General features: G+C 68.1%; 27 protein-coding genes. 8 read left to right on the top strand and 19 right to left on the bottom strand.

From position 1 onward, the window contains the following. Window positions 1-69 precede the first annotated feature (69 nt). Window positions 70-1,047 (bottom strand): prolyl aminopeptidase, encoded by a 978-nt coding sequence (pip, locus tag BLQ03_RS08965; protein ID WP_090755025.1) that lies wholly within the window; start codon window positions 1,045-1,047, stop codon window positions 70-72. 60 nt (window positions 1,048-1,107) lie between these two features. Between pip and ubiG the strand changes: the two genes are divergently transcribed. Beyond that, window positions 1,108-1,854, top strand: coding sequence for a bifunctional 2-polyprenyl-6-hydroxyphenol methylase/3-demethylubiquinol 3-O-methyltransferase UbiG (gene ubiG, locus BLQ03_RS08960; RefSeq protein ID WP_090755023.1), 747 nt, complete (start codon window positions 1,108-1,110; stop codon window positions 1,852-1,854). Window positions 1,855-1,857: 3 nt separating this feature from the next. Here ubiG and BLQ03_RS08955 read toward each other — a convergent pair whose 3' ends face one another. The 3 genes from BLQ03_RS08955 to grxC are packed head-to-tail and all read right to left on the bottom strand — an operon-like array spanning window position 1,858 to window position 3,410. Beyond that, complete coding sequence (locus BLQ03_RS08955) at window positions 1,858-2,310, bottom strand: MarR family winged helix-turn-helix transcriptional regulator (RefSeq protein WP_090755021.1); 453 nt, start codon at window positions 2,308-2,310, stop codon at window positions 1,858-1,860. After that, window positions 2,307-3,146 carry a carbon-nitrogen hydrolase family protein gene (locus BLQ03_RS08950; RefSeq protein ID WP_090755019.1) on the bottom strand — a complete coding sequence of 280 codons (840 nt, stop codon included), beginning with the start codon at window positions 3,144-3,146 and terminating at the stop codon, window positions 2,307-2,309. The genes BLQ03_RS08955 and BLQ03_RS08950 overlap by 4 nt, the downstream gene beginning before the upstream one ends. Window positions 3,147-3,149: 3 nt before the next feature. Then, complete coding sequence (gene grxC, locus BLQ03_RS08945; protein WP_090755017.1) at window positions 3,150-3,410, bottom strand: glutaredoxin 3; 261 nt, start codon at window positions 3,408-3,410, stop codon at window positions 3,150-3,152. Between the two features lie 209 nt (window positions 3,411-3,619). Between grxC and BLQ03_RS08940 the strand changes: the two genes are divergently transcribed. From BLQ03_RS08940 to infB, 6 genes are all read left to right on the top strand, one after another. After that, window positions 3,620-4,720, top strand: a complete 1,101-nt coding sequence (locus BLQ03_RS08940; RefSeq protein WP_090755015.1) for a carboxynorspermidine decarboxylase — start codon at window positions 3,620-3,622, stop codon at window positions 4,718-4,720. A 26-nt stretch (window positions 4,721-4,746) separates the two neighbouring features. Further along, window positions 4,747-5,979, top strand: a complete 1,233-nt coding sequence (locus tag BLQ03_RS08935) for a saccharopine dehydrogenase family protein (RefSeq protein ID WP_090755013.1) — start codon at window positions 4,747-4,749, stop codon at window positions 5,977-5,979. 202 nt (window positions 5,980-6,181) lie between these two features. Beyond that, entirely contained in the window at window positions 6,182-6,859 is a 678-nt protein-coding gene (gene rimP / locus BLQ03_RS08930; RefSeq protein ID WP_090755011.1) for a ribosome maturation factor RimP, read from the top strand. Window positions 6,860-6,862: 3 nt separating this feature from the next. Continuing rightward, a complete protein-coding gene (gene nusA, locus BLQ03_RS08925; RefSeq protein WP_090755009.1) occupies window positions 6,863-8,536 on the top strand; it encodes a transcription termination factor NusA in 1,674 nt (557 codons plus the stop codon). 16 nt (window positions 8,537-8,552) lie between these two features. Then, on the top strand, window positions 8,553-9,191 hold the full coding sequence (locus BLQ03_RS08920; RefSeq protein ID WP_090755007.1) for an RNA-binding protein: 639 nt from the start codon (window positions 8,553-8,555) through the stop codon (window positions 9,189-9,191). Beyond that, on the top strand, window positions 9,181-11,724 hold the full coding sequence (gene infB / locus BLQ03_RS08915; RefSeq protein WP_090755005.1) for a translation initiation factor IF-2: 2,544 nt from the start codon (window positions 9,181-9,183) through the stop codon (window positions 11,722-11,724). Before BLQ03_RS08920 ends, infB begins: the two co-directional genes overlap by 11 nt. A gap of 221 nt (window positions 11,725-11,945) precedes the next feature. Here infB and BLQ03_RS18990 read toward each other — a convergent pair whose 3' ends face one another. The 4 genes from BLQ03_RS18990 to BLQ03_RS08895 form a co-directional block, all read right to left on the bottom strand. Continuing rightward, window positions 11,946-12,074 carry a hypothetical protein gene (locus BLQ03_RS18990; RefSeq protein WP_090755004.1) on the bottom strand — a complete coding sequence of 43 codons (129 nt, stop codon included), beginning with the start codon at window positions 12,072-12,074 and terminating at the stop codon, window positions 11,946-11,948. Between the two features lie 153 nt (window positions 12,075-12,227). Continuing rightward, a complete protein-coding gene (mutT, locus tag BLQ03_RS08905; protein ID WP_090755002.1) occupies window positions 12,228-12,650 on the bottom strand; it encodes an 8-oxo-dGTP diphosphatase MutT in 423 nt (140 codons plus the stop codon). A 46-nt stretch (window positions 12,651-12,696) separates the two neighbouring features. Beyond that, entirely contained in the window at window positions 12,697-14,028 is a 1,332-nt protein-coding gene (gene argJ / locus BLQ03_RS08900; RefSeq protein ID WP_090755000.1) for a bifunctional glutamate N-acetyltransferase/amino-acid acetyltransferase ArgJ, read from the bottom strand. 2 nt (window positions 14,029-14,030) lie between these two features. Next, window positions 14,031-14,948 carry a peptidylprolyl isomerase gene (locus BLQ03_RS08895; RefSeq protein WP_245688782.1) on the bottom strand — a complete coding sequence of 306 codons (918 nt, stop codon included), beginning with the start codon at window positions 14,946-14,948 and terminating at the stop codon, window positions 14,031-14,033. A gap of 199 nt (window positions 14,949-15,147) precedes the next feature. On the opposite strand from BLQ03_RS08895, the gene secA reads away from it, so the two are divergent. Further along, window positions 15,148-17,853, top strand: coding sequence for a preprotein translocase subunit SecA (gene secA, locus BLQ03_RS08890; RefSeq protein WP_090754998.1), 2,706 nt, complete (start codon window positions 15,148-15,150; stop codon window positions 17,851-17,853). Window positions 17,854-18,081: 228 nt separating this feature from the next. On the opposite strand, the gene BLQ03_RS08885 is transcribed toward secA, so the two are convergent. The 11 genes from BLQ03_RS08885 to BLQ03_RS08835 form a co-directional block, all read right to left on the bottom strand. Beyond that, window positions 18,082-18,921 (bottom strand): DUF429 domain-containing protein, encoded by an 840-nt coding sequence (locus BLQ03_RS08885; protein WP_090754996.1) that lies wholly within the window; start codon window positions 18,919-18,921, stop codon window positions 18,082-18,084. Then, a complete protein-coding gene (locus BLQ03_RS08880; RefSeq protein WP_175558816.1) occupies window positions 18,918-19,886 on the bottom strand; it encodes a glycosyltransferase in 969 nt (322 codons plus the stop codon). Before BLQ03_RS08880 ends, BLQ03_RS08885 begins: the two co-directional genes overlap by 4 nt. A gap of 161 nt (window positions 19,887-20,047) precedes the next feature. After that, window positions 20,048-20,665: a flagellar basal body-associated FliL family protein gene (locus BLQ03_RS08875; protein ID WP_090754992.1), complete on the bottom strand. Its 618-nt coding sequence runs from the start codon at window positions 20,663-20,665 to the stop codon at window positions 20,048-20,050. Window positions 20,666-20,673: 8 nt separating this feature from the next. Further along, on the bottom strand, window positions 20,674-21,405 hold the full coding sequence (gene flgH, locus BLQ03_RS08870; RefSeq protein WP_090754990.1) for a flagellar basal body L-ring protein FlgH: 732 nt from the start codon (window positions 21,403-21,405) through the stop codon (window positions 20,674-20,676). An 11-nt stretch (window positions 21,406-21,416) separates the two neighbouring features. Continuing rightward, window positions 21,417-21,827 carry a flagellar basal body P-ring formation chaperone FlgA gene (gene flgA / locus BLQ03_RS08865; RefSeq protein WP_090754988.1) on the bottom strand — a complete coding sequence of 137 codons (411 nt, stop codon included), beginning with the start codon at window positions 21,825-21,827 and terminating at the stop codon, window positions 21,417-21,419. Next, window positions 21,827-22,612, bottom strand: coding sequence for a flagellar basal-body rod protein FlgG (gene flgG, locus BLQ03_RS08860; RefSeq protein ID WP_090754985.1), 786 nt, complete (start codon window positions 22,610-22,612; stop codon window positions 21,827-21,829). Before flgG ends, flgA begins: the two co-directional genes overlap by 1 nt. 11 nt (window positions 22,613-22,623) lie before the next feature. After that, complete coding sequence (locus tag BLQ03_RS08855; RefSeq protein ID WP_090754983.1) at window positions 22,624-23,337, bottom strand: flagellar hook-basal body complex protein; 714 nt, start codon at window positions 23,335-23,337, stop codon at window positions 22,624-22,626. 3 nt (window positions 23,338-23,340) lie between these two features. Next, window positions 23,341-23,607: a flagellar biosynthetic protein FliQ gene (locus BLQ03_RS08850; protein WP_090754981.1), complete on the bottom strand. Its 267-nt coding sequence runs from the start codon at window positions 23,605-23,607 to the stop codon at window positions 23,341-23,343. After that, on the bottom strand, window positions 23,607-23,915 hold the full coding sequence (fliE, locus tag BLQ03_RS08845; protein WP_090754979.1) for a flagellar hook-basal body complex protein FliE: 309 nt from the start codon (window positions 23,913-23,915) through the stop codon (window positions 23,607-23,609). The genes BLQ03_RS08850 and fliE overlap by 1 nt, the downstream gene beginning before the upstream one ends. A gap of 11 nt (window positions 23,916-23,926) precedes the next feature. Next, window positions 23,927-24,316 carry a flagellar basal body rod protein FlgC gene (flgC, locus tag BLQ03_RS08840; protein ID WP_090754977.1) on the bottom strand — a complete coding sequence of 130 codons (390 nt, stop codon included), beginning with the start codon at window positions 24,314-24,316 and terminating at the stop codon, window positions 23,927-23,929. Between the two features lie 2 nt (window positions 24,317-24,318). Next, window positions 24,319-24,702: a FlgB family protein gene (locus BLQ03_RS08835; protein WP_090754975.1), complete on the bottom strand. Its 384-nt coding sequence runs from the start codon at window positions 24,700-24,702 to the stop codon at window positions 24,319-24,321. Window positions 24,703-24,796 lie beyond the last annotated feature (94 nt).

Below are 24,796 nucleotides of genomic sequence, written 5' to 3'. Positions count from 1 at the left end.
CGGCGCCGGACCGGGGCGCTGCCCCGGACCCTGGGATATTTGCCTCCGGCCCGAGGGGGCCTGTGCGGATCAGTCGAGGCCCGCCATCGCCTGCATGACGCGGACAAGCTCGGCCGCGATGCGCGGCTCGGTCAGGGCATGGCCCGAGGCGGGGATCATGCGCAATTCCGCCCTCGCCCAGCCCTGCGCCAGAGTCCAGGCGCTGAGCGGCGGGCAGACCATGTCGTAGCGGCCCTGAACGATCACGGCGGGCAGGTGCTCGATCCGGGGGCGGTCGCGCAGCAACTGGCCCTCGTCCAGGAAGCAGGCATTGACGAAGTAATGGTTTTCCAGCCGGGCGAAGGCGCGTGCATAGGCGGGGGGCGCATGGCCGGAGGAGGCGTTGTCCAGACCTGCCAGCGCGTTTTCCCAGGCGAGCCAGGGCATCGCATAGCGGGTCTCGATCGCCGGGTCGCCGCTGAAGAGGCGCCGGTGATAGGCCCCGATCAGGTCGCCGCGCTCGGGTTCCGGGATCACGTCGCGGAAGCGCTGCCAGAGCTCGGGCCAGAACCGGCCTGCGCCGCCGCCGTAGAACCAGTCGAGTTCCGATCGCTGCCCCAGAAAGACGCCACGCAGGACCAGCGCCGACACGGCCTCGGGGCGCGCCTCGGCATAGGCCAGTGCAAGCGTTGCGCCCCACGATCCGCCGAACAGCACCGCCGGGGGCAGGCGAAGCTCGGCCCGGATCGCGTCGATGTCGGACAGGAGATGCGCGGTGGTGTTGGCGATGACCGAGGCATGGGGTTGCGAGCGCCCGCAGCCGCGCTGGTCGAACAGCACGATCCGCCAGTGCTGGGGGTCGAAGAAGCGCCGCATCATCGGGCTGCAGCCGCCGCCGGGTCCGCCGTGCAGGACCATGACCGGGCGGCCCTGCGGGTTGCCGCATTGCTCGACATAGATGCGGTGGCCATCGCCCCGGTCGATCATGCGGGCGTCGAAGGGCTCGATCGGCGGGTAAAGCCGGCCATGCGAGGGTGACGCGGCGTTTCGGTCTGCCATGCGGTCCATGGCTGAGATATATACCGCGCGCCGGGCGGACGCCAACCGGCGCGGAACGAGGGACTTGAGATGGACACAACCGGACCCAGCAGCATCGACGCGGCCGAGGTCGCCAAGTTCCAGGCGATGGCGGCCGAATGGTGGGACCCGGCCGGCAAGTTCAAGCCGCTGCACATGCTGAACCCGGTGCGGCTGGATTACATCGCCGGCCAGATCGCCGCCGAGTTCGGGCGCGACCGCAAGTCCCTGCGGCCCTTCGAGGGGCTGCGGCTGCTGGACATCGGCTGCGGCGGCGGGCTGGTGTCCGAACCGATGGCGCGCCTTGGCGCCGCCGTCACGGGTGCCGATGCCGGTGCCGAGAACATCGAGGTCGCCCGCGTCCATGCGGCCCAGTCGGACCTGCCCATCGACTATCGCGCCACCACGGCCGAGGCGATCCTGGCCGAAGGCGCCCGCTTCGACGTGGTCCTTGCGCTGGAGATCGTCGAGCATGTCGCTGACCCGCAGGCCTTCATCACGACCTGCGCTCGGCTTCTGCGGCCGGGTGGGCTGCTGATCGCATCCACCCTGAACCGCACACCGCAAAGCTTTGCCGCTGCCATCGTGGGCGCCGAGTGGATCATGCGCTGGCTGCCGCGCGGCACGCATGAATGGTCGCGCTTCATCCGCCCCGATGAACTCGCGGGCATGTTCGAGGCCGCGGGCGTCACCGTCGTGGACCGCAGCGGGATGGTCTTCAATCCGCTGGGCTGGTCCTGGTCGCTGTCCAAGCGCGACCTGTCGGTGAACTACCTGGTGACGGGCGTGAGGCAGTAGGCCTTACGCCTCTTCCTCCAGCCGCTCGCGCAGCCGGCGAAGGATGGGCAGGGCGCGGCGGACCTCGGCCGGGCCGATGTCGCGGACGACCTCGGTCAGGCGCGGCATGAAGGCCGCCAGCGCCGCGTCGCGCGCCTTGCGCCCCGAGGGGCTGATCCCCACCCACTTGCGCCGCGCATCGTCCCAGTCGGGGCGGACATGGACATGGCCTGCCCATTCCAGCCGGCTGATCGTGTTGGTCATGGCGCTGCGGTTGACGTGGAAAGCCTCGGCCAGCTGCGCGGGCGTGCGTTCCTCGTTCAGATGCGCGAGCAGGTTCAGCACCGAGAAATGCGACAGCTGCATTCCCTTGGGCAGGACGCGGGTGACCAGCGCGCGGGCCATCTGTTCGCTGATGATGACTTCGGCGAACAGGCTTGCCGCCAGCGAGGCGGTGGATTCGCCGTCGTCGCTCATGGTCCCCAGACCACGGGATCGTGGCGCCAGGCGGGCACGCGGGCGCGGGCGTCGTCCACCCGGGCCATGTCCAGGTCTACCAGCGTGACGCCGGGCTCGGTCCCCGCATCGGCCAGCACCTCGCCCCAGGGGGCCACGGCCAGCGAATGGCCATAGCCCTGCCGCGGCTTCCTGTCGGGGCTGTGCGGGGCAGGATGGGTGCCGGTCTGGGCGGCGGCCAGCACGAAGCAGCCCGTCTCGATCGCGCGGGCGCGCAGAAGGACATGCCAATGCGCCTCGCCCGTCTGGGGATGGAAGGCCGCGGGCACGGTCAGGATGCGCGCGCCGGCCCTGGACAGGCGGCGGTAAAGCGCGGGGAAGCGCAGGTCGTAGCAGATGGTCATGCCGATGGGCTCGGGGCCTTGGGCCACGACAACGCGGTTGCCGGGCCGGAAGGACGCGCTTTCCCGGAAGCTTTCGCCCTCGGCGATATCCACGTCGAACATGTGGATCTTGTCATAGCGCGCCACGATCCCGCCCTCGGGCGAGACCAGGAAGCCGCGGTTGGCAAGGCGCTCCTCGGCCGGGTCGTCGTGGCGCAGGGACAGCGAGCCGATGGACAGCCAGACGCCCAGCTCGCGCGCGGCCTCGCGCAGGGCGGCCAGCGTCGGGTCATCGCTTTCGGGGACGAGCAGGGCCCGCTGCCGGTCGCGGTCGGGCGTCACGATGTTCGTGGCCTCGGGCGTCAGCAGCAGGGTCGCGCCGCCCGCCGCCGCCTGGCGCATGAAGTCCAGCGTCACGGGCAGGTTGGCCGCCGGATCGTCGCCGACGTTCAACTGGATCAGGGCGGCGCGCATGGATTACAGGCCCAGCATCGCGTCCAGCTTGCCCTGCCGGTCCAGCGCGTGGATGTCGTCGGACCCGCCCACATGCGTGCCGTCGATGAAGATCTGCGGCACGGTGCGGCGGCCATGGGCGCGCTGGGTCATCTCGGAGCGGCGCTCGGGCTCGCGGCCGACGTCGATCAGTTCGTAATCCACGCCCTTCTTCTGCAGAAGCCCGCGGGCGGCGTGGCAATAGGGGCAGCTCTGGGTGGCGTAGATCTCGACGCGGGCGGTCATGGCAAGGCTCCTGTCAGGCGATGGTGACGATCTAGGGGCGAAATCCCCGACGCACCAGATGGGCGAGCGTCAGGGCGCAGCGCAACCGCAACGCGGAGAGGCGTGACCCGTTCCGGCAAGGGGCGTCACGCCAGCGTCGCAGTTGCTTGTCAGGCAGGGTCCGCAGCCCTATATGCCCGGTTTCCCTTTCCCGCCCGAGGCTTCCGTCCATGACCGAACCGCAGACGCCCTTTTACCTGATCGACCGTGCGAAGCTGCAGGCGAACATGGACAGGATGGTGCGCCTGCGCGAGCGTTCCGGTGCAAAGACGCTGCTGGCACTGAAGTGCTTTGCGACCTGGGGCGTCTTCGACCAGATGTCGCAGTCCATGGACGGCACCACCTCGTCCTCGCTGAACGAGTTGCGGCTGGGACGCGAGAAGTTCGGGGGCGAGACGCACGCCTATTCCGTCGCCTGGGCCGATCACGAGATCGACGAGGCGGTGACCTATGCTGACAAGATCATCTTCAATAGCCTCGGCCAGCTGGACCGCTTCGGCGACCGGGCACAGGGGATCGCGCGCGGGCTGCGGCTGAACCCACGCTTTTCCACCAGCGGCTTCGATCTCGCGGACCCCGCGCGCAAGTTCTCGCGCCTGGGCGAATGGGACATGGCACGGCTGGAACAGGCGCTGGACCGGATCACCGGCGTGATGATCCACTACAACTGCGAGAACCGGGACTTCGACCTCTTCTCGGGCCAACTCGACCGGATCGAGGCCGAGTTCGGCACCTTCCTGGAAAAGCTGAAATGGGTCAGCCTCGGCGGCGGCATCCATTTCACGGGCGAAGGCTATCCACTGGACGACCTTGCCGACCGGCTCAAGGCGTTTTCCGACCGCTTCGGCGTGCAGGTCTACCTGGAACCGGGCGAGGCCAGCATCACCGGCACCACGACGCTGGAACTCACGGTGCTGGACATCCTGAACAACGGGAAAGAGGTCGCCGTGGTCGATTCCAGCATCGAGGCGCATATGCTCGACCTGCTGATCTACCGCGAAAATGCCAAGCTGCCGCAGGACGGCGACCACGAATACCAGATCGCGGGCAAGTCCTGCCTTGCGGGCGACATCTTCGGCGATGCGCGTTTCCCGCAGCCGCTGAGGGTCGGCGACCGCATCAGCGTGCAGGACGCGGCGGGCTATACCATGGTCAAGAAGAACTGGTTCAACGGCGTCGCCATGCCCGCCATCTGCATCCGCGAGCTTGACGGCACCATCACGACCGTCCGCTCGTTCGGCTACGACGACTACCGGGACTCGCTGTCCTGACCCAACCTCGAAAGGAGATCGCTGCGGTGGCTAAACCCAACGTCCTCATCATCGGCGCCGGCGGTGTCGCCCAGGTCGTGGCCCACAAGGTCGCGCAATGGGCCGACGAGTTCGGCGACATCCACATGGCGAACCGGACCCAGTCCAAGGCCGACGCCATCGTCGAGGGGATCAGGGCGAAGGGCCATGCCAAGGGCCGCACGATCACGACCCATGCGCTGGACGCCATGGACAGCGCGGCGGTCGCGGACCTCATCCGCAAGACGGAAGCAAAGATCGTCATCAACGTGGGCTCGGCCTTCATCAACATGACGGTGCTGCAGGGCTGCATCGACGCGGGCGCGGCCTATATCGACACGGCGATCCACGAGGACCCGGCGAAGATCTGCGAAACGCCGCCGTGGTACGGCAACTACGAATGGAAGCGGCGCGAGGCCGTCGAGGCCGCGGGCATCACCGCCGTCCTGGGCGCGGGCTTCGATCCGGGCGTCGTCAACGCTTATGCCCGGCTGGCCGAGGACGAGTATTTCGACAGGATCGAGTCCATCGACATCGTGGACATCAACGCGGGCTCGCACGGCCGCTACTTCGCCACGAACTTCGACCCCGAGATCAACTTCCGCGAATTCACCGGCACCGTCTATTCCTGGCAGGGCGGCGAGTGGCGCGAGAACAGCATGTTCGAGGTCGGCCGCGAATGGGACCTGCCGGTCGTCGGTAAGCGCACCGCCTATCTCTCGGGCCATGACGAGGTTCACAGCCTGTCCGCCCGCTATCCGCAGGCCGACGTGCGCTTCTGGATGGGTTTCGGCGAGCATTACATCAACGTCTTCACGGTCCTAAAGAACCTCGGCCTTCTGTCCGAGCAGCCGGTGACGACCGCCGAGGGGCAGGAGGTCGTGCCGCTCAAGGTCGTCAAGGCGGTGCTGCCCGATCCGGCAAGCCTCGCGCCCGACTATACCGGCAAGACCTGCATCGGCGACCTGGTGAAGGGCACCCGCGACGGCCAGCCGGGCGAGGTCTTCATCTACAACGTCGCCGACCACAAGGAGGCCTATGAGGAAGTGGGCAGCCAAGGCATCAGCTACACGGCGGGCGTGCCGCCGGTCGCGGCGGCGATCCTGATTGCGCGCGGCCCCTGGGACGTGAAGCGCATGGCCAATGTCGAGGATCTGCCCGCGCGTCCCTTCCTGGAACTGCTGGGCGAGATGGGCCTGCCCACCCGCGTCATCGACGCCGAGGGCGACCGCCCGATCTGAGCCGCGACAAGGGGCGGTCGGGCTGTTTAGGCTCGGCCGCCAGTGTCGCCGACGGGAAAAGGCCGTCAGGCCGTCGCGGGCCTTGCAATCGGGACAGTCTTCCCCTATCTAGGCCTCACAGCGGCGCGGGGGTCCAAACTTCGCCCACCGGATGCTTGCACGGGCCGCCTGACGGCCCGTTTTTCATTTTCAGGATCGGACAATGACCGACCTCATCGCCAAGACCGCCATCGACCGGCGCCTGGCCGAGATCATCCAGCCGGTGATCGAGGGCATGGGCTTCGAACTCGTGCGCATCCGCCTGCAGGGCGGCAGGACCGCCACGCTGCAGATCATGGCCGACCGCCCCGAGGGCGGCATCAACGTCGAGGACTGCGCCGAGATCTCGACGGCCGTCAGCGCCACGCTGGACGTGGAAGACCCGCTCGAGGACGCCTATCATCTCGAGGTCTCCAGCCCCGGCATCGACCGGCCGCTGACGCGCCTCAAGGACTTCGCGACCTTCGAAGGCTATGACGCGCGGCTGGAAACCAACCAGCCCATCGACGGCCGCAAGCGCTTCAAGGGCGTGCTGGCGGGCGTCGAGGGCGACGAGGTCCTGCTGAACATCGAGGAACATGGCGAGACCCACACCATCGGCCTGAACTTCGACTGGCTCAGCGACGCCAAGCTGCTGCTGACTGACGAGCTGATCGCGCTGATGCTGAAGCAGCGGAAAGAGGCGGGCACGCTGCCCCCCGGTGCGGAAGCCGGCGCGGGCATCGGTGACGGCCGGGCGATCGACCCGGACGACGCGGGCTTCGACGAGATCGAAATGGATGACGAGGGGCTGGACCCCGAAACCGAACAGGGCGGCCGTGATGCCGCGACCAAGGAGTGATTGATGGCCATCACCTCTGCCAACCAGCTTGAACTGCTGCAAACGGCCGAAGCGGTCGCGCGCGAGAAGATGATCGACCCCGGCCTCGTCATCGAGGCCATGGAGGACAGCCTCGCCCGCGCGGCCAAGTCCCGCTACGGCGCGGAAATGGACATCCGGGTCAACATCGACCGCAAGACCGGCAACGCGCGCTTCACCCGCGTCCGCACCGTGGTCGAGGACGAGGCGCTCGAGAACTACCAGGCGCAGTTCACCGTCCGGGACGCCAAGCCCTATTTCGAGTCCCGCAAGGACGCGCGCTGGCTGCGCGACGGCGCGCCGCTGACGGATTTCGCCGGTGGCCCGCAGGTCGGCGACATCTTCGAGGAGCAGGTGCCCCCGGTCGAGCTGGGCCGCATCGCCGCGCAATCGGCCAAGCAGGTGATCCTGCAGCGCGTCCGCGAGGCCGAGCGCGACCGCCAGTACGAGGAATTCAAGGACCGCGCCGGCACCATCATCAACGGCGTCGTCAAGCGCGAGGAATACGGCAACATCATCGTGGACGTGGGCCGCGGTGAAGCCATCCTGCGCCGCAACGAGAAGATCGGCCGCGAAAGCTATCGTCCGAACGACCGCATCCGCGCCTATGTCAAGGACGTCCGCCGCGAGGCGCGCGGTCCGCAGATCTTCCTGTCGCGCACCGACCCGCAGTTCATGGCCGAGCTGTTCAAGATGGAAGTGCCGGAAATCTACGACGGCGTCATCGAGATCAAGGCCGTGGCCCGCGATCCCGGAAGCCGCGCGAAGATCGCCGTGATCTCCTATGACAACTCGATCGACCCGGTCGGCGCCTGCGTCGGCATGCGCGGCAGCCGCGTGCAGGCTGTCGTGGGCGAGCTTCAGGGCGAGAAGATCGACATCATCCCGTGGTCCGAGGACCAGGCGACCTTCCTCGTGAATGCGCTGCAGCCGGCCGAGGTGGCCAAGGTCGTCGTGGACGAGGACGGCGGCAACCGCATCGAGGTCGTGGTCCCCGAGGAGCAGCTGAGCCTCGCCATCGGCCGCCGGGGCCAGAACGTGCGGCTCGCCTCGCAGCTGACCGGTCTCGACATCGACATCCTCACCGAGGAGGAGGAGTCCAAGCGCCGCCAGGCCGAGTTCAACGCCCGCACCCAGCTGTTCATGGATACGCTGGACCTGGACGAGTTCTTCGCGCAGCTGCTGGTGGCCGAGGGCTTCACCAACCTGGAAGAAGTGGCCTACGTCGACCTGGACGAGCTTCTCTCTATCGAGGGCGTGGACGAGGGCACGGCCGAGGAATTGCAGGCCCGCGCCCGCGATCACCTGGAAGCCGCCAACCGCGCCGCGCTTGAGAAGGCGCGCGAGTTGGGTGCCGAGGACAGCCTGATCGAGTTCGAGGGCCTGACCCCGCAGATGGTCGAGGCGCTGGCCAAGGACGGCATCAAGACGCTGGAGGACTTCGCCACCTGCGCCGACTGGGAGCTTGCGGGCGGCTGGACCACGCAGAACGGCCAGCGCACCAAGGACGACGGCATCCTCGAACCCTTCGGCGTGTCGCTGGAACAGGCGCAGGACATGGTGATGACCGCCCGCGTCATGCTGGGCTGGGTGGACCCCGACGAGCTGCACCCCGCGTCCGACGAGGACGAAACCCAAGCCGAGGAGGCCGGGGTGTAACGCCCCGGAGTGCCGCTTGACGCGCGGGGGTCGTGAAAAGGACCGCGAGGCGGCGCCGGAACGGCGCTGCCTTGTCACGGGCGAGGTGGGGCCCAAGGCCGGGCTGATCCGCTTTGTCGCGGGGCCGGACGGCACGGTCGTGCCCGATCTTGCCGAGAAACTGCCGGGCCGGGGCTTCTGGGTCACGGCGGACAGGCCTGCCTTGCAAAAAGCTGCCGACAAGGGGCTGTTTTCCCGCGGCGCGAAGTCCCATGTAAGGGCAGAGCCGGATCTCGTGGACGGGATCGAAGCGGCGCTGGCGCGTCGGGTGGTCGAGTTGATCTCGCTGTCCCGCAAGGCCGGCGACGCAGTGGCGGGATTCGAGAAGGTCAAGGGCTGGCTGGCCGACGGGAAGGCGAAGGTGCTGTTCCAGGCCAGCGACGGCTCGGACCGGGGAAAGGGCAAGCTGTGGACGCCGACCGGCGGCCGCTGGTTCGGGTGCCTCACGGCATCGGAATTGGGTTTGGCTTTTGGGCGCGATCATGTCATACACAGCGCGCTCGCGCCGGGGGGCCTGACCGACAAGGTGATCAGGGACGCCAGCAGACTGAACGGTCTGCGCGGGCATATCGGCAGTTCGGCTGCCGGGAAGGATTCGAGAGCGGATGAACGATAGAGACGGAAAGAAGCCCCTGGGTCTGGGCGGCGGCACGGGCGGGCGGTCCGGCCAGGTGAAGCAGAGCTTCAGCCACGGGCGTACGCATAACGTGGTGGTCGAGACCAAGCGCAAGCGCGTCGTGACGCCCAAGCCGGCGACGGGCCCGAACCCGGCGCTGCGGCCGAACTCGCCTGCGTCCGTGGCCTCGGATCCGTCCAAGCGCCCGGCCGGGATCACCGAAGCCGAAATGGAGCGCCGCCTCAAGGCCCTTGCCGCCGCCAAGGCGCGCGAGGCCGAGGACAACGCGCGCCGCGCCGCCGAGGAAAAGGCCCGCGAGGAAGAACGCGAGCGCCGCCGCGCCGAGATCGAGGCGAAGGAGCGCGAGGAGCGCGAGCGCGAGGAAGCCCTGCGGCTGAAGGCTGAAGAGGATGCCCGCAAGCTGCGTGAAGCCGAGTTGCGCGCCCAGAAGAAGGCCGAGGTCACCGCCAAGCCTGCCGAGCGCACCGCCGCCCCCGACCGCGCCGCGGCCGAGGCTGCCGCCGCGCGCGCCGAAAAGCCGGGCGTGGCCGCGGGTCCCCGCCGCACCGACCGCGACCGCCGCGACACAGGCGGCGACAGCGATGCCAAGGCCAAGGCCAAGGCCGAGGAAAGCCGCCGCACGGGCCGCCTCTCGCTGACCCAGGCTCTTGCCGGGGGCGAGGGCGGGCGTCAGCGCAGCCTTGCTGCGATGAAGCGCAAGCAGGAAAAGGCCCGCGCCAAGGCAATGGGCCAGATGCAGCGTGCCGAAAAGCAGGTGCGCGACGTGCAGCTGCCGGAAACCATTGTGGTCAGCGAACTGGCGAACCGCATGGCGGAACGCGCGGCCGACGTCATCAAGTCGCTGATGAAGATGGGCATGATGGTCACGGCCAACCAGACCATCGACGCCGACACCGCCGAACTGGTGATCGAGGAATTCGGTCACCGTGCCGTCCGCGTGTCGGACGCGGATGTCGAGCAGGTCATCCAGACCGTCGAGGACAAGGCCGAGGATCTGCAGGCGCGTCCGCCGATCGTCACGATCATGGGTCACGTCGACCACGGCAAGACCTCGCTGCTGGACCTCATCCGGCAGGCGAATGTCGTTGCAGGCGAAGCCGGCGGCATCACCCAGCATATCGGCGCCTACCAGGTGACGACGGAATCGGGTGCGCTGCTGTCCTTCCTCGACACGCCCGGTCACGCCGCCTTCACGTCCATGCGGGCGCGCGGCGCGAACGTGACCGATATCGTGGTGCTGGTGGTGGCCGCCGATGACGCGGTGATGCCGCAGACGGTCGAGGCCATCAACCACGCCAAGGCGGCGGGCGTCCCGATGATCGTGGCGATCAACAAGATCGACAAGCCCACGGCCAACCCGCAGAAGGTCCGCACGGACCTGCTGCAGCACGAGGTCGTGGTCGAGGCGATGTCGGGCGACGTGCAGGATGTCGAGGTTTCGGCCCATACCGGGCAGGGGATCGACCAGCTGCTGGAAGCCATCGCGCTGCAGGCCGAGATCTTGGAACTGCGCGCCAACCCGAACCGGGCGGCGCTGGGTGCGGTGATCGAAGCCAAGCTGGACGTGGGCCGCGGCCCCGTCGCGACGGTGCTGGTCCAGAACGGCACGCTGAAGCAGGGCGACATCTTCGTCGTCGGCGAGCAGTGGGGCAAGGTCCGGGCGCTGATCAACGACAAGGGCGAGCGCGTGACCGAGGCCGGTCCTTCGGTTCCAGTCGAGGTGCTGGGCATCAACGGCACGCCCGAGGCGGGCGACGTCCTCAACGTCGTCGAGACCGAGGCTCAGGCCCGCGAGATCGCCGACTACCGCATCCAGGCGGCCAAGGACAAGCGCGCCGCCGCCGGTGCCGCGACCACGCTGCAGGAGCTGATGGCCAAGGCCAAGGCGGACGAAAGCGTGGCCGAGCTGCCGGTGGTGGTGAAGGCCGACGTGCAGGGTTCCGCCGAGGCCATCGTCCAGGCGCTGGAAAAGGTCGGCAATGAGGAGGTGCGCGTCCGGGTCCTGCATTACGGCGTAGGGGCGATCACCGAATCCGACGTGGGCCTGGCCGAGGCGTCCAAGGCGCCGGTGATCGGCTTCAACGTCCGGGCGAATGCTCCGGCGCGGAATGCCGCGAACCAGAAGGGCGTCGAGATCCGCTATTACTCGATCATCTACGACCTGATCGACGACATCAAGGCAGCGGCCTCGGGCCTGCTGTCGGCCGAAGTGCGCGAGAACTTCATCGGTTATGCCGAGATCAAGGAAGTCTTCCGTGTCACCGGCGTCGGCAATGTCGCGGGCTGCCTTGTCACCGAGGGCGTGGCGCGCCGTTCGGCGGGCGTGCGCCTGCTGCGCGACAACGTCGTCATCCACGAGGGCACGCTCAAGACGCTCAAGCGCTTCAAGGACGAGGTCAAGGAAGTGCAGTCGGGCCAGGAATGCGGCATGGCCTTCGAGAACTACGACGACATCCGCAAGGGCGACATCATCGAGATCTTCGAGCGCGAAGAGGTCGAACGCCGGCTGTAAGCGGACCTTCCGAAATCAGGAACGGCGCGTCCCCTTGGGGCGCGCTGTTTTTCTTTGCCAAGGGCTGAGGTGGCGAGGGGAGGGGCCCTGCCGCGTGCTTGGTCCGACTAGGGGCGGGCCTGCTGCAAGTTGAAGGCAGCCAGGAAAAAAGGAAGGCCGGGCAAGCTGCCCGGCCTTTCTCATCCTTCGTCTGCTGCCCGGATGACCAGGCTGCCGATTTCTCAGCGTGCCACCGGCTTTCCGACATAGGTCTGCTCGCCCACGCGGACAGCGATCTGGCCATTTCCCAGATCCCGTTCGAACATGCCTTGAACAGAGATGCAGCTACCCACGGTGATCGTCCGAATCATCTTCTTTTCCCCTCCGGAAATCCGCCCTGACTCGAGGTTCCGTCAGGTTCCTTGTAAATGGTTTATAAAAAGTTAGCGTTCCAGTCAGGAGACGCCAGTGTAACGGCTAAGTGACGCAACGGCGCCACAGTCGTTTGAGACCATGGTCTCAAGTCACAGCCAATCCCGCAGGATCGGGACCAGCGGAAGATCTGCAGGAGGCATGGGATAGCGCGCCAGGTCCGACGCGCGAACCCAGGCGAGTTCCTGCCCCTCGCGCGGCCGCGGCGTGCCCTGCCAGCGGCGGCAGGCGTAAAGCGGCATCAGCAGGTGGAAGCTGTCATAGGCGTGGCTGGCGAAGGTCAGCGGCGCAAGGCAGGAGTTCCAGGTCTCGATGCCCAGCTCTTCGTCCAACTCGCGGATCAGGGCCGCTTCGGGCGTCTCTCCGGGATCGACCTTGCCGCCCGGAAACTCCCACAAGCCCGCCATTTCCTTGCCCGCCGGTCGGCGTGCCAGCAGGACCCGACCATCCGCGTCGATCAGGGCCACGGCCGCGACCAGCACGACACGTACAGCCTCCTCGTTCTTCTTCGTCATAAATATCCCGCGGGGGTTCCGGGGGCGCGAAGCCCCCGGTTCGGCCTTACGACCGATAGTCGGCGTTGATGTCGATGTAGCGATGCGTCAGGTCGCAGGTCCAAACGGTGCGCTTGCCGCGCCCCATCCCCAGGTCCACGCCGATCACCAGGCGGTCGCCCTTCATGTAGGCGCTGGCGGCGGCCTCGTCATAGCCCGGCGCGCGCCAGCCGTTCTCGGCCAGCACCATGTCACCGAAGCGGATCGACAGCCGGTCGCGGTCGGCCAAGGCCCCGGACTTGCCCACGGCGGCCACGACGCGGCCCCAGTTGGCGTCCTCGCCCGCGATGGCCGTCTTGACCAGCGGGCTGTTGGCGATGGACATGGCAACCTTGTGGGCGTCACCGTCGCTGGCCGCGCCCGTCACCTGCACCTCGACGAACTTGGTCGCGCCCTCGCCGTCGCGGACGACCTGCTGGGCCAGGTCCAGCATCACGCCGCGCAGCGTCTGGGTGAACTGGCGCGTGGCCTTGCTGCGCAGGTCGGTGATCGCCGGTGCGTCCGACCGGCCCGTGGCGGCCAGGATCAGCGCGTCCGAGGTCGAGGTGTCGCTGTCCACCGTGATGGCGTTGAAGGTCTCGTCCATCTGCGAGGACAGGATCCGCTGCAGCAGAAGGGGTTCCACCTTCGCGTCGGTGAAGATGTAGACCAGCATCGTCGCCATGTCGGGCGCGATCATGCCCGAGCCCTTGGCGATCCCCGCGATGCGGATCGTGCCGCCGCCGACCTCGATCGTGGCGCCCGCGCCCTTGGGGAAGGTGTCGGTCGTCATGATCGCGCGGGCCGCCGCGGCGATGCCCTTTTCGTCCAGCGAGCCGGCAAGCTCGTCCACGACCGCGGTGATCTTCTGCGCGGGCAGGGGCTCGCCGATCACGCCGGTCGAGGAGGAGAAGACGCGCCGCGCCGGAACCCCCAGCGCCTGCGCGACCGCATCCGTCACCGCATCCACCGCGCGCTGGCCCTCGGCGCCCGTGAAGGCGTTGGCGTTGCCCGAGTTCACGATGATCGCGGCACCCCCGTCGGTGTCCTGCGTGCCGGTCAGTTTTTCCTGGCAGTCCAGGATGCTGGCCGCCCGGGTCGAGGACCGCGTGAAAGCCCCCGCGATGGCCGTGCCCGGCGGCAGGCTGATCAGGGTCACGTCGGTGCGGTCCTGGTACTTGATGCCCGCCGAGCCGGCGGCGAAGCGGACGCCCTTGATGACCGGCAGGTCGGGGAAGCGCTCGGGCGCCAGGGGCGAGACAAGCACCTCCTTGGCGGCCTGGGCCTTCTTCTCGGCCTTCTTCGCCTTCTTGGCCGCCTTCTTCGCGGCCTTTTCGGCGTCGTCCTTGTCCTTGGCCATGATCAGTTGTCCAGCAGTTCGGAGCGGTTCAGCAGCGCGGCGTCGAGCCCTTGGGTCTTCTCGACGGCGGCGGCATCGACCCGGCTCTGGATCTCGGCCTCGACCTTGTTGCGGCGGACCTCGGTGGCAAGCTGCTCGCGCACGGCCTCGAACTCGGGCGGGGTCTGGGTGCGCTCGTCGTTCAGCTTGATGACATGCCAGCCGAACTGCGACTGGACGGGGGCGGAAACCTGGCCCTTTTCCAGCGCCTCGACGGCCTTGGCGAAGGGTTCGACCATCCTGTCGGCGGTGAACCAGCCCAGGTCGCCCTTGTTGGCCGAGCTGTTGTCGGTCGACCGCTCTTCGGCAAGCGTGCCGAAGTCCGCGCCCTTGGCGAGTTCGTCGGCGATGGCCCTGGCCTCTTCCTCGGTCGCGACAAGGATATGGGCGGCGTTGTATTCCGTCTTGGGCTCGGTCTGCTGGCCGAAGGCGGCGTCATAAACGGCGCGCAGCTCCTCGTCGGTCGGCTCGGGCGCGGCCACGCGCTCCAGCACCGAGGCGTATTGATAACCGCGGCGCTCGTTTTCCAGGAAGGCCTTGTCGCGCTTGGTGGGCGACTGGGCCGCGACCTGGGCCACGGCGGTCTGGCGGATCATCTGGTCCAGCATCAGGTCCCACAGGGCGGCATCGGGCAGCCCCTGGACGGAGCCGGCGTGCAGACCCTCCTTCATCGCGATCATCTGACCGAGCGTGATCGCCTCGCCGTTCACGGTGGCGACCACGGTGTCGGCGCTGGGGGCGCCGGCGGCTTCGGCCGTCGCGGGCGGGGTGGCCTGGGCGGGCGCCTCGGCCGGAGCGGGCGTCTCGGGCGCGGTCTGCGCCAGCACGGGTTGCGTCATCAGCGCGGCGGTGGCCAGCAGGGCGGGAAGAGATTTCAGCATGGCACGGAAGTCCTTTGAAGGTCCGCCTTGCGGCCATCCCGGCCGGGGCGTCGGCGTTGACAGTAGGGCGGGCGGGGCCTACATCCGGCGCAACCGAAAATGCGCGCCCGCCGCCGATTTTCCGGCCTCGTGATAGGGCAAGGCCGTCGGTCGGGGCAAGTGGGTGTCAAGCCTGCCGCGCCAAACCTGACAGGACACCATGCTCGGCATCGGAAATCTGGCAAAGTCGATCTTCGGCACTCCCAACGACCGCAAGGTGAAATCGGTAAGGCCGCTGGTTCAGCAGATCAATGCGCTGGAACCGCAGTTCCAGGCGATGTCGGACGCCGACCTGATCGGCAAGACGCGCGAGCTGCAGGGCCGCGCCCAGGCGGGCGAGGATCTGGACCGCCTGCTGCCCGAGGCCTTCGCCAACTGCCGCGAAGGTGCCCGCCGCGCCCTGGGCCTGCGCGCCTTCGACACCCAGTTGATGGGCGGCATCTTCCTGCACCAGGGCAATATCGCCGAGATGAAGACGGGCGAGGGCAAGACGCTGGTCGCGACCTTCCCCGCCTATCTGAACGCGCTGACCGGCAAGGGCGTCCACGTCGTCACCGTCAACGACTACCTTGCCAAGCGCGACGCCGAGTGGATGGGCAAGGTCTTCGCCCAGCTCGGGATGACGACGGGCGTTGTTTATCCCTTTCAGGGCGATCAGGAAAAGCGGGACGCCTACCGCGCCGACGTGACCTATGCCACCAACAACGAGCTGGGCTTCGACTACCTTCGCGACAACATGAAGGGCTCGATCGAGGAAATGACCCAGCGCGGCCATTACTTTGCCATCGTGGACGAGGTCGACTCGATCCTGATCGACGAAGCGCGGACGCCGCTGATCATCTCGGGCCCGTCGCAGGACCGCAGCGAGCTTTACAAGACCCTGAACCAGTTCATCCCCGAACTGACCGAGGATCACTACAAGATCGACGAGAAGACCCGGAACGCCACCTTCACCGAGGACGGCAACGAGTTCCTGGAAAAGCGCCTGCAGGAAGCAGGCGTCCTGCCGCCGAACCAGACGCTCTACGACCCCGAATCGACCACGGTCGTCCATCACGCGAACCAGGCGCTGCGCGCCCACAAGCTGTTCCGCCGCGACCAGAACTATGTCGTCAAGGACGGCGAGGTCGTGCTGATCGACGAGTTCACCGGCCGGATGATGGCCGGCCGCCGCCTGTCCGACGGCCTGCACCAGGCGATCGAGGCGAAGGAGGGCGTGGACATCCAGCCCGAGAACGTGACCCTCGCCAGCGTGACGTTCCAGAACTACTTCCGCCTTTACGAGAAGCTGTCCGGCATGACCGGCACGGCCGCCACCGAGGCCGAGGAATTCGCCGAGATCTACAAGCTCGGGGTGGTCGAGGTTCCGACCAACCGCCCGATCCAGCGCGTCGATGAACACGACCGCGTTTATCGCACCGCGACCGAGAAATACGCAGCCGTGATCGAGGCGATCAAGGAGGCGCACGCCAAGGACCAGCCGCTGCTGGTCGGCACGACCTCGATCGAGAAGTCCGAGATGCTGTCCGAGATGCTCAAGCGCGAGGGCATTCCCCACAATGTCCTGAACGCCCGCCAGCACGAGCAGGAGGCCTATATCGTGGCCGAGGCCGGCAAGCCCGGCGCCGTCACCATCGCCACCAACATGGCCGGCCGCGGCACCGACATCCAGCTTGGCGGCAATGTGGAAATGAAGGTGCTGCAGGCGCTGGCTGCGAACCCGCAGGCCAACCCCGACGAGCTGCGCGCCCGGATCGAGGCCGAGCACGCCGCCGACAAGCTGGCCGTCCTGAACGCGGGCGGGCTGTTCGTCCTGGCGACGGAACGCCACGAAAGCCGTCGGATCGACAACCAGCTGCGTGGACGCTCGGGCCGCCAAGGCGACCCCGGCCGCTCGCTGTTCTTCCTGTCGCTTGAGGACGACCTGATGCGGATCTTCGGGTCCGAGCGTCTGGACAAGGTCCTGTCCACCCTCGGCATGAAGGAAGGCGAGGCCATCGTCCACCCTTGGGTGAACAAGTCGCTGGAACGCGCGCAGGCCAAGGTCGAGGGGCGCAACTTCGACATCCGCAAGCAGCTGCTCAAGTTCGACGACGTGATGAACGACCAGCGCAAGGCGATCTTTTCGCAGCGCCGCGAGATCATGGAATCCGAAGACGTCAGCGACATCGTGGCCGACATGCGCCATCAGGTGATCGACGACCTCGTGGACGAGTTCATGCCCGAGCGCTCCTACCCCGAGCAGTGGGATACCGCAGGCTTCAAGGCCGCGGTGGTCGAGCGTTTGAACATGGACCTGCCCATCGCCGACTGGGCGGCCGAGGACGGTGTTGACCGTGGGACCGTGGCCGAGCGCATCCGAGAGGCGACCGACGGCTACATGGCCCAGAAGGCCGAGCAGTTCGGCCCCGAGCAGATGGCCCAGATCGAAAAGCAGGTCCTGCTGCAGCAGATCGACGGCAAGTGGCGCGAGCATCTGGTGACGCTCGAACACCTGCGCTCGGTCGTGGGCTTCCGCGGCTATGCCCAGCGCGACCCGCTGTCGGAATACAAGACCGAGGCCTTCCAGCTGTTCGAGAACCTGCTGGAAGGGCTGCGCGGCGAGGTCACGCAGAACCTCGCCCGCATCCGCCCGCTGACGGATGCCGAACGCGAGCAGATGATGCGCCAGTACCAGGCCCAGCTTGCCGCGCAGGCCGCCGCCGCGCGCCCGCAGCATGAGGGGGCCGAGGGCGGCGAGGCTTCTGCCCATGCTCCCGGCTTTGTCGAGAACGACCCGACCACCTGGGGCAACCCTTCGCGCAACGACCCGTGCCCCTGCGGTTCGGGCGAGCGGTTCAAGAACTGCCACGGGCGACTGGTGTAAGGCGGCTGAAGAAGAACGTTCTGTTCTGCCTCATCAACCCGGGTTGACAGGAGGGCGCCTCAGGGCCCCTCCGTCTGCTTGGGATGGAAGCACTCACGGGGGATCGCGACGGCGAACGCAGGGAGGCCTGCCGAGGCGTGCTTTGCCACAATTCGCCTGACAAGGCTGTCTCGCTGCGGTTCCGGGCAGTCACCCGCTTGGGCGAGAACTCGCGCCCCTTCCTCCGCCTCAATCCGCAACGTGAAACGGAATGCCCTGCCGCGCCGCCGCGGCTTCCAGCCGCAGGCGGATCAAAGGCGAAATCGGCGTTACCATGTAGCCTTGGCCCAGATCGCCCAGCATGGCGCTGCCTTCGGTCGGCCCGGCCCTCCAGATGATCCCGATCAAAGCGCAGATCGTGGCGTCGAGCCGGTCCTGATCGGCCTTGCGCGGCTTCTGCAGGGCCATCATCTCCTCGGCCCAGCCTGCAAGCGCGGGGATTCCAAGTGACAGGGCGGTGCGTCCTACGGTGCGGGCAACGGCCTGCCAGTGTTCCAGCCTGAACTTGCGTGGATGTGCCGGGTTGTATTTCGGGGCGGCGAGCCGGCCCGCGAAGCCGTCGTCCAGCGCGGGCAAGGCGAGGGCGGGAAAGACCTCGATCAGGAACAGGTCCTCGGCGGCGGCGCGCGCCCGGAAAGGATCTTCGACGGCACCGAGAGCCGCAAGGAATCGCCACACCGGCGCCAGATCGCAGAACATGCCGGTCCTGCCGCGATTGGCCGGCTGCACGCCGCCGCCGACATGGCTGACGACCGATGCCGCAAGTCTCTCCACCGGCCGCATCCCCGTGGCATTCGGCACCACGGTCGGCTGATCCAGCGCGACCAGCGCGACATCATAGCCGTGCCGCACCGTCGTGATGAACTCCTGCGCCTCGGCGAAGGACACCAGACGCGGCGGATGGAAGGTGAGGTCTCCGTCGCGGTCGCACCCCACGGCGCAGATTGCGCCGGGAGCCTTCGGCCGATCGGTCCAAGCCGAGTCGAAGCCGAAGACAATCGAGGAACGCAGCCTGTCCGCCGGACTCATCGGTCCCTGCCATCTCTGGTCCCTGACCGCAGCCGTCCCGCTGCTGCGGCAAGCATCAGCGCTGCCGTGCCTGCGCGCGTCTGGCGGTAAACGCCCAGCCGCGCCAGCCGCGCTGCGGCCAGGGGGCCGGGCGAACCGAGGGCGGCCGCGAACTCTTCCAGGACGTGGGCGTTCTCGGGCGTCAGCAGGTCGCGCGCCGCGTTCAGCGCGGCTAGGTTCTGGCGCAGCCAGTCGCCGAAATCACCTGCGCCCAGCTGTCCCAGCCGAGCCAGGATCGCGCGGGCCGTATCGTTCCGGCCCATGACGTTGCCCCGGTGCTGGCGATACAGCACCGTCTGCGCCGGATCGCGGATGACCCGCCCGCCCGCGCCCGCGATCAGCTGATAGGCCCACCAATCATGCGAGATCACGTCGGCCTCTGCCGCGCCATTTCGTCCGGCCTTGAGCAGGGCGGCCCCTTCCGGATCGACCAGCATCGTGTTCGCAGGCGTGCAGGCTTGCACCAAGGCGTTCCGGAAGGCCGGGGGACGGGTGAACAATGGCGCAGGCCGCAGCACCTTCAGCGCCTCGTCGCAGATGGTCGTGCGGGTGACATGAAGGACGCCTCGCCCCGAAGGCCCCGATGCGGTAATGGCTGCCACGCCCCGTGACAGGCGATGGGGCAGCCAGACATCGTCCTGGTCGCAGAAGGCCAGCGCCTCGCCCGGCTCGACCAGGTCGATCATCGACAGGAAGTTCTGCGTGGCTCCGGCGCGAGGCCCCTGCCGGATCTCGATCCGCCGCGAGGGATGCGCCGCCGCGAAACGCCGCACGACCCCCAGCGTGTCGTCGCTCGACCCGTCGTCCGAAACGATCAGGCGCCAGTCGCCATGGGTCTGACCTGCCAGGCTGTCGAGTTGCGTCCCGATGAACCGCTCCCCGTTACAAGAGGCAAGAAGGATCGCGATGGGCATCATGCGGGTCATGGCTCGCGCATAGCCGGCGGCAGAAGGCTGCGCCAGCATGCTAAGGGCCGGGAGGACCCGCGGAGTGCATTGCGGGCGGGAAGCAGGCGCCCGGGACCGTGTTCCGCCAGTGGCTGCAGGTTCCACGGCAAGCGGGCACGCGTCGCGGCCTGTCCCTGATGTCATCGCTCCTGCCGGCCGATGTCGCCGATCAGGACGTCGCTGATCTCGGGGACGACGTTCCGCACCGCCGTCACCAGCGAGGCGCGCAGCTTGCGCAACTGAGCCTCGCTGGTGAAGTTGCCGTCGAAGCCACCCGTGTTGGCGTGGATCAGCAATTGCCGCAGCAGAGCATCCCGCAGCTTGATCTCATGGGCATGGACGGTCTCGCGCGCAGTTCCCGGCATTTCGAGCGACAAGGTCAGGATCATCGTGCTGTCCAGGCGTCCGTCATAAAGGATCGGCACCAGGAACTGCTGCGGGAACTCGAACCAGGCCGTTGCGGGCACCTCCTCGGCGCCATGCCCGCCCGCGCTGCTGCCGTGGTCGCCGGAAGGCGCCCCGTGTCCTGCCGGGTGGGCCCCGGCAACAGGCTCCGCCTCCTCGGCCGCATCGCCATGCGAAGCCGGGGTCGCGGCAGCCCCGGGCTCATGACCGCCTTCGGCCCCTTCGGCATGTTCCGCGGCCGCCTCGGCGGCAGCCCCGGTCTCAATCGGGGAGCCCCTCAGCATCTCGCCACCCGCCGCTCCTCCCAGGAAGGCGGCCAGCGACAGAAGGAGGGGCAGCAGTTTGCGCAGCATCGGGGACCTCAGTAGGGCAGGACGATGTCGGCCAGCTGCTGGCCGTAGCGCGGCTGCTGGACGTCGCTGATCTGGCCGTGACCGCCATAGCTGATGCGCGCGCCCGCGATCCGGTCATAGGCGACCTCGTTGTCGCGGCTGATGTCCGTGGGGCGCACGAAGCCCGAGACGGTCAGTTCGCGCACCTCGTAGTTCACCCGCACCTCCTGCGATCCCTGGATGTGCAGCACGCCGTTCGGCAGCCGGTCGATCACGGTCGCGGCGACGCGCAGCGTCAGCTTGTCCCGGCGCGAGATGTTGCCCGCGCCCTTGAAGGTGGAGGCGCCCTTGGCCGAGGCAAGCTCGGCCATGCTCGCACCCTCGGGCAGGTGCTCGTCGATCCGCTGCGGCAGGCCGATCATCTGCGGGATGCCCACGCTCTCCGAGGATGTCCGCGAACGGCCCGAGCTGTTCTGGATCTCGGCCTTGTCGTCGATCTCGATCACGACGGTCAGGATGTCGCCCCGCGCGCCGGCACGGCGGTCGCCCACCAGCGAGGACTGCTGGCCCGCCCAGAGCGAGGCCGCCGTGTCCGGACGCAGCGTGCCCTGGGTCAGCGGCAGGACGGGTTCGGCCATCGCCTGGAACTCGGGCGTGGCGTGGGGCGCAGTCATCTCGGGCACCTGGCCCACGTCGCCCACCCGCCCGCAGGCGGTAGCGGCCAGCAGGCAGAGGGCGAGGGGGACGTATTTCGTCTTCATGCGCGAATCCTTCAGCGCTGGGCGACGGTTAGGGTGCCGTCGGCATTGATGCGGGCCATCAGCGTGGCGCGCGAACTGAGGTTCATGACCCGGATGAGGTCGCCTTCGCCGCCCGCACCCAAAGCGCGGCCCTCGGTCTCGATCCGAAGGGCTGCGTTCTCGTAGGCGAGGGTGACGAGCTGATTGCGGCTGACCAGCGTGGGCGTGGTCAGCTGGCCCTTCGAGATTGGGCGGCCCTCGTAGACGGCGGTCCGAAGCTGCTTGCCAAGCGCATCGGCAGGGGCCAGGCCCGCGCGGGCCGAGGGAGTGACGGCCACGTCCCCGGTGGCCAGGATGGTGCCGGCGGGCAGGTTGCGGGTGGCGACCAGGTCGTCGGCCAGCGCGGCAGCGGGCAGAAGGGCCAGCATCAGGATAAGTCGCATCAGCGCACCTGCACCGTGGCGCCCAGCATCTGGTCGGCCGCCGTGATGACCTTGGAGTTCAGCTCGTAGCCCCGCTGCGCCTTGATCAGCTCGGAAATCTCGCGCACCGGATCGACCGCGCTTTCCTCGAGGTATCCCTGCCGCAGCGTGCCCAGTCCCTGTTCCCCGGGGATGCCGACCAGCGGCGCGCCCGAGGCGGGGGTTTCCAGGAACAGGTTCGAGCCGACCGCCTCCAGCCCCTTTTCGTTGACGAAGCTCGCCAGCGTGATCTGGCCCAGGTTCTGTGGCTCGATCTGGTTGTCGAAATGGGCAAAGACCTCGCCCGACGCGCTGATCGACAGACTGCGCGCCTCGGTCGGGATGGTGATGCCGGGTGCGACCGGATAGCCGTCCGAGGTCACGATCAGCCCGTCCGCCGAACGCTTGAGGCCCCCGTCGCGGGTATAGCCCGACATGCCCGAAGGCATTGTCACCTCGAGATAGCCCAGCCCGTCCACGGCCAGGTCCAGGTCGCCCCCGGTCTGCGCCAGTGCGCCCTGCGCCAGCGTCAGGGTGACGGCGGTGGGGCGCACCCCCAGGCCCATCTGCACCCCCGCCGGAACCATGGTGCCGTCGGCCGCAGCGATGCTGCCGGGACGCGTGACCTGCTGGTAGGCCAGGTCCGCGAATTCGGCGCGGCGGGCGTTGTAGCCGGTGGTCGACATGTTGGCGAGGTTCTGCGAGATGACCTCGACCCGCGTCTGCTGGGCCGCCATGCCGGTGGCCGCGATCTGCAATGCTCTCATCGGGATGCCTTTCAGCGGACGGCGACGGAGATGACGGCGCGGATGCGCCCGTCCTCGCCGTCGAGGAAGGACTGGCCCAGTTCGTAGGCGCGCTGGACCTCGATCATGCGGGCGATCTCCAGGACCGGATTGACGTTGGATTCCTCGAGAAAGCCCTGGCGCACCACCGCGTCGGGGGCGGGTTCGGCACCCTCGGCCGAGAAGAGCGCGCCCCCCTCGTGCCGCAGCAGCGCGCGGTCGGGCTGGTCGAAGACGCCCACGCGCCCCACGGGCTGGCCGTCGGCCGAGATCGTGCCGTCCGCGCCCACGGCAATGCTGCCGGCGCCGGGGGGCAGGGCGATGGGCGCCTGGCCCTCGTCCAGAACGCGGTGGCCGTCGCCGTTCACCAGCTCGCCCTCGGGCGACATCATGAAGGCGCCCGCGCGGGTCAGGCGATTGCCCTGCGGCGTCTCGACCATGAAGAAGCCGTCCTGTTCCAGCGCCAGGTCCAGCTTGCCGCCGGTCTGCGCCAGCGCGCCGGGGGTCAGGTCCACCTCGCGCCCTTGGGCGTTCGCCATGGACAGCGTGCCGCGCTGGCGGTCGAGGGCAGTCATGTGTTCCGAGAAGACCACCCCCTCGCGTCGGAAGCCGGTGGTCGAGCCGTTGGCCATGTTGTTGGCCACTGCCTGCATCTCGCGCATCAGCCCGGCCTGGCGGGTCAGCGCGGCGTAGATCGCGTTGTCCATGCCTCAGCCCCCCGCGACCAGCGGCAGGATCCGGCCGGTGAAGAAGCTGCCCAGCGTCGCGGTCATGAAGCTCATCGTGACCCAGAAGACGGCGAGCATGAGACCCACCTTGGGCACAAAGGTCAGCGTCATCTCCTGCACGGAGGTCAGCGCCTGGAAGAGGCCAATGGCGACCCCGATGACCAGCGCCACGACCAGCAGCGGGGCCGACATCTGGACCGCGATCCAGAGCGCCTGCCGGGTCACGTCGAAGATCAGGTTCTCGTCCATCAGACCGGCATCCTCAGGATGTCCTGATAGGCCTCGACGACCTTGTCGCGGATGGCGACCGCGGTCTCGAGCGCGATCTGCGCCTCGGCGATGGACTGGACCAGCGCCTGGGTGTCGTTGCGGCCCTGCATGGCGCCAAGGGCGGTCGCGTCGGCCTGCTCCATCACGGCGGCGAAGTCGCGTGCGGCGGCGCTGAGGCCCTGCGGCGCGGCGGCTGTGGGCGAGGGGGCGGCCGCGGCACGGGCCTCGGCATAGGCCGAGGCGACGCGGCTGCCGGTCTGCAGGGCGGCGGTGGTCAGCGAGATCATGGAAAGCCCCTTCAGCGGCGGATCAGGTCGAGAAGCGAGGCGGACATCTGCCGCGACTGCTCGAACATCTTCAGGTTGGCCTCGTAGCTGCGGCTGGCCTCGCGGGCGTCGGCGATCTCGACGATCAGGTTCACGTTCGACCCGAGGTAATAGCCGTCCTCGCCCGCCATCGGGTGGCCGGGGTCATAGACCTGCGGCAGCTCGGCCCGGTCGTGGCGCATCCGGCCCGCGCGCACCTCGCCTGTCTCGCGGCCGAAATTGCGCCCGGGCTCGAAGCTGACCAGCTTGCGGCGGTAGCCGGGCGTGTCGGCATTGGCGATGTTTTCCGAGATGTGGCGCAGCCGGACGCCCTGCGCGCGCAGGCCCGAGGCGGCGATGGCGGTGGCGGAAAGCTCGGTCATGCTCAGCCCCTCCGCCCGATGGCAGTGCGCATCAGGTTCATGCCGGACTGCATGACCGACAGCGACAGGTCGAACTCGCGCTTGGCGTCGGCCGAGCGCACCATCTCGTATTCCAGCGAGACGGTATTGCCGTTGGGCGAAGGTTCGCCCTCCACCTCGACAGCCCGGGCGCGGGCGCCCGAGGGGGCCCCCGTCAGGTGCCCGGGCCGCGTCGCGCGCAGTTCCAGCGAGGCGCGACGAAGGCTGTCCCCGAACTCGGGTAGGTCGCGGGCGCGGTAGCCCGGGGTGTCGGCGTTGGCGACGTTGGTGGCGATCACGCGCTGGCGCTGGGCCGCATGGGCGCCCAGGTCGCGCGCCATCCGCATCGTGTCAATCTGTGCAAACAAAGAGGATCCTCCTCAGCCGCGATAAACCCGGTCTTAACTGCAACAGGTTTATAAACCGTTTCGTCGGACGCATTTTCCGCAGGCCAGGGGGACG

The organism is Paracoccus chinensis (genome assembly GCF_900102885.1).
GTDB classification, from domain to species: Bacteria; Pseudomonadota; Alphaproteobacteria; order Rhodobacterales; family Rhodobacteraceae; genus Paracoccus; species Paracoccus chinensis.
This window is presented reverse-complemented; position numbering and strand designations above follow the sequence as displayed.

Coding starts and splice junctions, on each gene's coding strand:
- pip (WP_090755025.1), bottom strand. CDS start 1,047: ATGGACCGCATGGCAGACCGAAACGCCGCGTCACCCTCGCATGGCCGG.
- ubiG (WP_090755023.1), top strand. CDS start 1,108: ATGGACACAACCGGACCCAGCAGCATCGACGCGGCCGAGGTCGCCAAG.
- BLQ03_RS08955 (WP_090755021.1), bottom strand. CDS start 2,310: ATGAGCGACGACGGCGAATCCACCGCCTCGCTGGCGGCAAGCCTGTTC.
- BLQ03_RS08950 (WP_090755019.1), bottom strand. CDS start 3,146: ATGCGCGCCGCCCTGATCCAGTTGAACGTCGGCGACGATCCGGCGGCC.
- grxC (WP_090755017.1), bottom strand. CDS start 3,410: ATGACCGCCCGCGTCGAGATCTACGCCACCCAGAGCTGCCCCTATTGC.
- BLQ03_RS08940 (WP_090755015.1), top strand. CDS start 3,620: ATGACCGAACCGCAGACGCCCTTTTACCTGATCGACCGTGCGAAGCTG.
- rimP (WP_090755011.1), top strand. CDS start 6,182: ATGACCGACCTCATCGCCAAGACCGCCATCGACCGGCGCCTGGCCGAG.
- nusA (WP_090755009.1), top strand. CDS start 6,863: ATGGCCATCACCTCTGCCAACCAGCTTGAACTGCTGCAAACGGCCGAA.
- infB (WP_090755005.1), top strand. CDS start 9,181: ATGAACGATAGAGACGGAAAGAAGCCCCTGGGTCTGGGCGGCGGCACG.
- BLQ03_RS18990 (WP_090755004.1), bottom strand. CDS start 12,074: ATGATTCGGACGATCACCGTGGGTAGCTGCATCTCTGTTCAAGGCATG.
- mutT (WP_090755002.1), bottom strand. CDS start 12,650: ATGACGAAGAAGAACGAGGAGGCTGTACGTGTCGTGCTGGTCGCGGCC.
- argJ (WP_090755000.1), bottom strand. CDS start 14,028: ATGGCCAAGGACAAGGACGACGCCGAAAAGGCCGCGAAGAAGGCGGCC.
- BLQ03_RS08895 (WP_245688782.1), bottom strand. CDS start 14,948: ATGCTGAAATCTCTTCCCGCCCTGCTGGCCACCGCCGCGCTGATGACG.
- secA (WP_090754998.1), top strand. CDS start 15,148: ATGCTCGGCATCGGAAATCTGGCAAAGTCGATCTTCGGCACTCCCAAC.
- BLQ03_RS08885 (WP_090754996.1), bottom strand. CDS start 18,921: ATGAGTCCGGCGGACAGGCTGCGTTCCTCGATTGTCTTCGGCTTCGAC.
- BLQ03_RS08880 (WP_175558816.1), bottom strand. CDS start 19,886: ATGACCCGCATGATGCCCATCGCGATCCTTCTTGCCTCTTGTAACGGG.
- BLQ03_RS08875 (WP_090754992.1), bottom strand. CDS start 20,665: ATGCTGCGCAAACTGCTGCCCCTCCTTCTGTCGCTGGCCGCCTTCCTG.
- flgH (WP_090754990.1), bottom strand. CDS start 21,405: ATGAAGACGAAATACGTCCCCCTCGCCCTCTGCCTGCTGGCCGCTACC.
- flgA (WP_090754988.1), bottom strand. CDS start 21,827: ATGCGACTTATCCTGATGCTGGCCCTTCTGCCCGCTGCCGCGCTGGCC.
- flgG (WP_090754985.1), bottom strand. CDS start 22,612: ATGAGAGCATTGCAGATCGCGGCCACCGGCATGGCGGCCCAGCAGACG.
- BLQ03_RS08855 (WP_090754983.1), bottom strand. CDS start 23,337: ATGGACAACGCGATCTACGCCGCGCTGACCCGCCAGGCCGGGCTGATG.
- BLQ03_RS08850 (WP_090754981.1), bottom strand. CDS start 23,607: ATGGACGAGAACCTGATCTTCGACGTGACCCGGCAGGCGCTCTGGATC.
- fliE (WP_090754979.1), bottom strand. CDS start 23,915: ATGATCTCGCTGACCACCGCCGCCCTGCAGACCGGCAGCCGCGTCGCC.
- flgC (WP_090754977.1), bottom strand. CDS start 24,316: ATGACCGAGCTTTCCGCCACCGCCATCGCCGCCTCGGGCCTGCGCGCG.